This window comes from Deltaproteobacteria bacterium (assembly GCA_020848745.1).
Taxonomy (GTDB): domain Bacteria; phylum Desulfobacterota; class Binatia; order UTPRO1; family UTPRO1; genus UTPRO1.
This window is the reverse complement of the sequence record JADLHM010000017.1, coordinates 1-7,053: the sequence shown is the minus strand read 5'-3', so window position 1 is coordinate 7,053 and position 7,053 is coordinate 1. Positions and strand designations below refer to the sequence as shown.

Below are 7,053 nucleotides of genomic sequence, written 5' to 3'. Positions count from 1 at the left end.
CCGGCGCGCGGCGCGCGAGATCGTCGGCGCGCAGGCGCTCCACGAAACGCGTGACGGCGTCGACGGCGTAGGCGGAGTGCCGCGAGTGGAAGACGTCGAAGGCGTGCTGCGCGCCCGGCAGCTCGGCGTAGACGACCGGCTGGCGCGAGACCGCGCGGAGCGCGCTCACGAAGTGGCGGGTGTCCTCGACGTAGGCGAGCGAGTCGTGCGTGCCGTGGATGACGAAGAAGGGCGGCGCGCCGGCGTGCACGCACGCGATCGGCGACGCCTTCTCCCAGGCCTCGCGGTGCGTCTCGGGGGAGCTCTTCATCACGAGGCGCTGGAGGAAGGGCGCCATCGACGCCCTGCCGCGCTCGCCGTGGCGATCGAGGAAGTCGTAGACGCCGTAGAACGGGACGCAGCCCTGGACGGTTGTGTCGACGTCCTCGAAGCCCGGCTGGTACTCGGGATCGTTGGCGGTGAGGGCGACGAGCGCCGCCAGGTGCCCGCCCGCGGAGCCCCCGGTCACGACGACGAACGCGGGATCGCCGCCGTACTCGACCGCGTGCCGCTTGGTCCAGGCGAGGGCGCGCTTCACGTCGATCAGGTGATCGGGAAAGGTGGCGCGCGGGCTCAAGCGGTAGTTCGCCGCGACGCAGAGCCAGCCGCGCGCCGCCAGGTGGTACATGAGGGGCAGCGCCTGCTGGTCCTTCTGCCCGATCGTCCAGCCGCCGCCGTGGATCTGGAAGAGGATCGGATATGGTCGGTCACCGTTGCCGTTGCCGTTCGTCGGCCGGTAGACGTCGAGGTGGTTGCGCCGGCCGTGCGGACCGTAGGCGACGTCATGGATGCGGTCGACGTCGTGGAGGCGGAACGAGAAGGGGCGCGCGATGCGACGGAAGGGGACGCCGACGCTCGCCCGCCCGGTCTCGTCGGCGAGGTCGTCGCGCAGCGCCGCATCGAAGACGGACCCGGTGCCGCCCGCACGTCGGTGGAAGACGGCGAGCGCCGCCCACGAGGCGAAGGTGATCGCGAGTCCGAGCCAGCCCGGCCAGGCGTCGAGCGCGCCCATCGCGACGAAGGCGATCGTCGCGACCGCTTGCCACGCGACGTGGTGCACCGCGAGCTCGCCGGTCAGCCAGGCGCCGAAGAAGTACGGGACGATGAGATAACTGATGCGCCGGATCCGCAGCACCGCGCTCGCCGTGAAGCAGGCGCCGACGAGGGTCACCAGGAGGAAGAGCCAGGGCGCGGCCACGACTCTCCCTATCGTAGCGCGGCGGGTGCCGCGAGTCCCGCACCGCGACGAGCCATCCACTTCTCGACCTCGACCGCCGCGAACACGATCGTGGATACGCCGAGGCACACGATCAGCTCCGCGAGCGAGAGTGGCTCCGTCTTGAAGATCGGATGGAGGGCGGGGACGTAGAGCGTCGCCAGCTGGAGGAGGAAGGTCAGGAACACTGCGCCCAGGAGCGGCCGGTTCGGCCCCGGTCGCTGCACGAAGAGCGACTCGCGCTCGGAGCGGATCGCCAGCACATGGCCCATCTGGGAAAGGGTGAGCACGGTGAACGTCATGGTTCGCCAATGCGCCGATCCGCCGTGATAGGCTGCGGCCTGGGTTGCGAGGGTCACGCCGCCCAGGAGCAACCCCACCCACACCGCGTGCTGCCAGAGGCCGTGCGCGAAGATGCTCTCGTGCGGGTGGCGCGGCGGCCGCTGCATCACGCCGCGCTCCGCGGGCTCGAGCGCGAGCGCCAGACCGGGGAGCCCGTCGGTCACCAGATTGACCCACAAGATGTGAATCGGGAGGAGGGGAGTCGGCAATCCGACGACGGGCGCCAGAACCAACGCCCAGATTTCCCCCGCGTTGCTCGTGAGCGTGTACTTCACGAACTTCCGGATGTTGTCGAAGATGCGCCGACCCTCACGCACGGCGGCGACGATGGTGGAGAAGTCGTCGTCGAGCAGCACCATGTGCGCGGCCTCGCGCGCCACGTCGGTGCCGCTCCGCCCCATCGCGACGCCGATGTCTGCACGGCGCAAGGCCGGCGCGTCGTTCACGCCGTCGCCGGTCATCGCCACGAGCTCCCCGCGACCCTGCAGGGCTTTGACGATCGCGATCTTCTGCTCGGGCGCCACGCGCGCGTAGGCGCGGATCCGGTGGACGTGGGCGGCGAGCTCCTCGGGAGAGAGCCGGGCGAGCTCGGGCCCCGTCACGACGGGATCCTCCCGATCGACGATGCCGAGCGAGCCGGCCACGGCGCGCGCCGTGGCCGGGTGGTCGCCCGTGATCATGACCACACGGATGCCCGCGGACTGACAGAGCGCGACGGCATCCTTTGCTTCCGCGCGCGGCGGATCCAGGAGCCCCACGAGCGCCAGGAACGTGAGCTCGCGCTCGACGACGGCGGCGGAGCGGTCGGCCGGCATGCCTGGAAGGCGGCGGTACGCCAGCGCCAGCACGCGCCAGCCGCGCGCCGCCATCTCCGCCGCCGCGGCAAGGGCCTCCGGTACGTCCAACCCGACGGTACCGGCCGCGCTGAGTCGGGCGGTGCATCGTCGCAGCACCTGTTCCGGCGCCCCCTTGGTGAAGACCATCACCCCACCACCAGCGCCCGGATGCAGGGTGCTCATTCGCGCGCGCTCGGCCGAGAAGGGAATCTCCGCCAGCCGCGGCATGCGCGCCTCCAGCTCGCGCTTGCGGAAGCCCGCGGCGGCGGCGGCGAGCAGCAGGGCCACCTCCGTCGGGTCGCCCTCGCCGTCGTCCTCCCCCCGGGGAACCGCGTCGTTGTTGAGGGCGAGGCTCGTGAGGACCAAGGGCCACGGGTCCGGGCGGGCCTGGGGCGCGGCGCCGACCAGCGCGCCGTCGACGTGGAACGCCTCGACCCGCATCCGATTCTGGGTGAGCGTCCCGGTCTTGTCCGAGCAGATGTAGGTCACGGAGCCGAGCGTCTCGACGGCGGGGAGCCGTCGGATCAGCGCGTGCTGCCGCACCATCTTCCGGGCACCGAACGCGAGCGACACGGTCACGACGGCGGGGAGCGCCTCAGGAATGGCCGCGACCGCCAGGCTGAGCGCCGTCAGGAACATCAAGAGCGGCTCCTCCCCCCGCAGGAGTCCGACCGCGAAGATGACGGCGCACAGGGCGAGTACGGCCAGCGCCAGACGCTGGCCGAACCGCCTCAGACGCCGCTGCAGTGGCGTCTCGACCTCTTCCTCGTCGCTGAGGAGGGTCGCGACACGCCCCAGCTCGGTTCGCATGCCCGTCCCCACCACGACCCCGACGCCGCGGCCGTAGGTGACGAGCGTGCCCTTGTACGCCAGGTTGGTGCGGTCGCCGAGCGGAAGCTCGGACGCTCCGAGGGCGGCCGTGCCTTTCTCGACGGGCTGGGACTCACCGGTGAGCGCCGCCTCTTCGATGCGCAACTGCACCGCTTCGACCACGCGGAGATCGGCCGGCACCGCGCTGCCCGCCTCGAGCAGCACGACATCGCCGGGGACGAGCTCGCAGGCGGCAACCGCCACCACCTCGCCGCCGCGGCGCACCCGGGCCCGCGGGGCCGCGAGGGCCTTCAGGGCCGCAACCGCGCGCTCCGCCCGGTACTCCTGCACGAAGCCGAGGACCGCGTTCGCGGCGATGATGACGGCGATCGCCACCGTATCCTGAGGCTCGCCGACGAAGCCGGCGACGACGGCGGCCGCGAGCAATACCAGCACCATGAAGTCGGCGCACTGGTCGAGCAGCAGGCGCAACGGCCCGCGCCGGCGCCCTTCGGTGAGCGCGTTGGGTCCGTACGCGGCGCGACGGCGGCTGATGTCCTCGGCCTCGAGTCCGCATTCGATCCGGGTGTCGAGGTCGTGCTGGATGTCGTCGACCGTGCGGGCGTGCCACGGTTGGCCCACCGGCGGTGCGGGAAAGGCTCCGGACCGCGATGTCGGTAACGGTGTCGCTCCACCCATTCCTGCCATCCCCCTTGGCGCGGGACCTTCACGAAGCGATAGCAGCCGGCGCGGCGATCCGGGAGTCGCGGGGGCAACGGCGCTTTGGTGCCCGCGATCTTCTGTGGCAAACGGATGAGCGACGCCAACGTCGGAGGAGCGGGATTGCCGTCGAGCCCGTACGGGGAGACCTCGCCATGAAGCTGAAATCGAGGATGACGCTGCCTGCCGCCGGATTGTCCGGCTTCGAGACGCCACTGTCCGAAGAGGAGGCGGCCGTGCAGGGCGGAGTGCATCGCTTCGCCAAGGAGGTATTGCGTCCGCTGGGCGCCGACCTCGACAAGATGACCGCCGCCGAGGTGATCGCGCCGGGCTCCCCCTACTACGGCGTGTTCACGGAGTTCGCCAAGCTGGGGCTCGATCCGGCCATGCTGGCCGGATCGCCGCCCGAGATCGCCGTGCGCATGGAGTCGCTGATCGGCGAGGAGCTGGGTTGGGGCGATGCGGGATTGGCCGTGTCGCTGCAAGTGGCCGGCTTCCCCATGCTGATGGCAGCCGCCCTTGGCAACGAGGAGCTGGTGGATCTCTGCACGGGCCGCATCGGCTGCTGGATGATCACGCATCCCGACAAGGGCAGCGACGTGCAGATCTTCGACATGGCGCGCGAGTGGACCCCGGATCAGCCGGGCAACAAGGGCAACATGTGGGGTCGCTTGCAGGGCGACGAGATCGTGATCAACGGCCAGTGCTCGGCCTGGGTGTCGAACGGTGCCGTCGCGCAGGTGGCGCTCGGGTACATCGGAGCCGAGTACGACGGCAGCTTCCTCGACGAGGACGGCCGGCCCCACGGCATGGCGGTGATCATTCCCCTGGATCTGCCGGGCGTCTCGAAAGGCAAGCCGCTCGACAAGCTTGGCCAGCGATCGCTCCCCCAGGGCGAGATCTATTTCGACAACGTCAAGGTGCCGAAACGCTTCGCCGTCGCCCTGCGGGACGACTACTACGGCAACATGGCCTCGGCGTGGTCGTTTGCCGGCACCGTCATGAGCCAGACGTTCACCGGGGTCGCGCGGGCGGCGTTCGAACTGGCGCTGCGGTACTGCCATGAGCGTCGGCAGGGCGGCAAGTTGCTCATCGATCACCAGCTGACGCGCTACCGTCTCGGCGACATGCTGCGCCGGGTCGAGCTCTGCCGCTCGGTGGCCCGGCGCTCACTGGCCTTCGCGCGGCTGTCGCCCCTGACGCACCCCTATGTCACCGCGGCGAGCAAGGTCACGGTCACGCAGGAAGCGATGAGGGTGGTCGAGGAAGCCTTCCAGCTGTTCGGCGGCTCGGGGACGTCGCGTGAGTATCCCATCGAACGGCTGTTCCGGGACACGCGCGCGGCGTTGATCGAGGACGGCGAGAATTACGTCCTGACCATGCGGCTCGGGCTGCTCGCGCAGCAGCTCTACGCCGAGGGATGGTCGCAGAGCTGATCCAGGAGAACTTCCATGGCCCAGTATCCCGTCGTTGTCTACGGCGCCAGCGGCTACACCGGCATGCTGATCGTGGACTGGCTGATCGACCAGCAGATCCCGTTCACCGCCGTGGCGCGCAACGCGAAGCGTGTGCAGGAAATGATGACCGAGCGTGTGGTGCGCCTGGAGTCGGCCACCTACGAGATCGTCGAGACCGAGCATACCGTCGAGGCGCTCGCCAGGGTCTTCAAAGGCGCCCGGGTCGTCTGCAATACGGTCGGCCCCTTCGTCCGGCATGGCGCGGTCGCCGTCGCGGCGTCGCTCGAGGCTGGCTGCCACTATATCGACACCACCGGCGAGCAGTCCTACATCCTCGAGGTGCGGGATCGCTACGGCGACGCCTACCGCCAGGCCGGCCTGCTGTTGGCGCCCTCGACCGCCTACATGTACACGTTCGCGGAGATCGCCGCCGAGCTCGCGCTCGAGACGCACGGCGTCGATTGCCTGGAGACCGCGACGCTGTGTCGCGGCGCCCGCTTCGCCGCGGCCGGTGTGACGGTCGGTTCGACCGCGTCGATCTTCGGCATGGCCCGCGTCAAGCAGCACTACCTCTGGGAAAAGCAGCTGGTCGAGCATCCGGTGACCGCCTGCTTCAACGTGGTCGATCCGAGCTTCCTGCGGCCGGTCTTCTCGCTGCCGTGGAGCGGCACGTCTCTGCCGGTCTTCTACCAGCACGACGCGCGCGTCCGGAGCTGCATCGCGGCGGTCGGCTTCTACGACAACGACGTGATGCAGCTCGCGCACGGCTTCTTCCAGAAGTGGGATGCGGAGTACAAGACGCTGCCGGCGGCGCAGCAGGACGCCATCCTCAAGGCCGCCGTCGAGTCGACGACGCCGAGCATGCCGCCGCGCGAACGCACGACGACCGTGCGTACCGTGGATTTCGCGATCGGCCGCGGCCAGCTCGCAGCCGTGCGAGCGACGGTGCACGGCGTGACGGCGTATATCTCGACCGGCGCGCTGCAAGCCGCCGCGGTGGTGAAGCTGCTCGACGGCGAGACGGCGAGGGTCGGCTTCGCCTCGGCCTGCAAGGCATTCGGCCACCGCTACCTGCTCGGTTTTCTCGAGCAGCGCGGCCTCGCTCGCGCCACGATCACGCAGCTCTAGAGGAGCGGTGGGGCGGTCATCGAAGTGTTCGACCGTGGCCGTCGTGACCACCGCCGCGAGAGGAGGTCACCCGTGAGTCAGATCTACATCGCCGGCATCGCCATGACCGTGTTCGGTCGCCACCCCGAGCGCAGCGTGCACGACCTCGCGTCAGAGGCGCTACGGGGCGCTCTCGAGGATGCGCGCGGGAAGGCCGCCGACATCGGTGTCGCCTTCTACTCGGGCATGACGAACGGCACGCTGCAGGGCCAGATCTCCATTCCGGGCCAGGTGGTCTTCGCGCGGATCGGCATCGAGGGCATCCCCGTCTACAACGTCGAGAACGCCTGCGCGTCGGGAAGCTCGGCGGTCAACCTCGCCGTGCAGAGCCTGCGGGCGGGGACGGCCGACGTGGCGCTCGCGATCGGCGCCGAGAAGATGAACATTCCCGACAAGGCGAAGGCCTTCGCGATCTTCGAGGGCGGCTGGGACGTGTCGCGGGCCGAGGAGAACTACGCCACGCTGG

5 protein-coding genes are annotated in these 7,053 nt (G+C 70.0%); 3 read left to right on the top strand and 2 right to left on the bottom strand.

Annotation, left to right across the window (positions count from 1 at the left end):
• A partial coding sequence (locus IT293_02275; protein ID MCC6763464.1) for an alpha/beta hydrolase occupies positions 1–1,237 on the bottom strand: 1,237 nt, incomplete at its 3' end.
• An 8-nt stretch (positions 1,238–1,245) separates the two neighbouring features.
• Positions 1,246–3,942 carry a cation-translocating P-type ATPase gene (locus IT293_02270; protein MCC6763463.1) on the bottom strand — a complete coding sequence of 899 codons (2,697 nt, stop codon included), beginning with the start codon at positions 3,940–3,942 and terminating at the stop codon, positions 1,246–1,248.
• A gap of 176 nt (positions 3,943–4,118) precedes the next feature.
• Between IT293_02270 and IT293_02265 the strand changes: the two genes are divergently transcribed.
• The 3 genes from IT293_02265 to IT293_02255 form a co-directional block, all read left to right on the top strand.
• On the top strand, positions 4,119–5,399 hold the full coding sequence (locus tag IT293_02265; GenBank protein ID MCC6763462.1) for an acyl-CoA dehydrogenase family protein: 1,281 nt from the start codon (positions 4,119–4,121) through the stop codon (positions 5,397–5,399).
• Between the two features lie 15 nt (positions 5,400–5,414).
• Positions 5,415–6,548, top strand: a complete 1,134-nt coding sequence (locus IT293_02260) for a saccharopine dehydrogenase NADP-binding domain-containing protein (protein MCC6763461.1) — start codon at positions 5,415–5,417, stop codon at positions 6,546–6,548.
• 72 nt (positions 6,549–6,620) lie between these two features.
• Positions 6,621–7,053: thiolase family protein (locus IT293_02255; protein MCC6763460.1), on the top strand; the 433-nt coding region annotated here is incomplete at its 3' end.

Excerpts from the sequence above, each read along its gene's own strand:
- IT293_02265 (MCC6763462.1), top strand. The coding sequence starts at position 4,119 with ATGAAGCTGAAATCGAGGATGACGCTGCCTGCCGCCGGATTGTCCGGC.
- IT293_02270 (MCC6763463.1), bottom strand. The coding sequence starts at position 3,942 with ATGGGTGGAGCGACACCGTTACCGACATCGCGGTCCGGAGCCTTTCCC.
- IT293_02260 (MCC6763461.1), top strand. The coding sequence starts at position 5,415 with ATGGCCCAGTATCCCGTCGTTGTCTACGGCGCCAGCGGCTACACCGGC.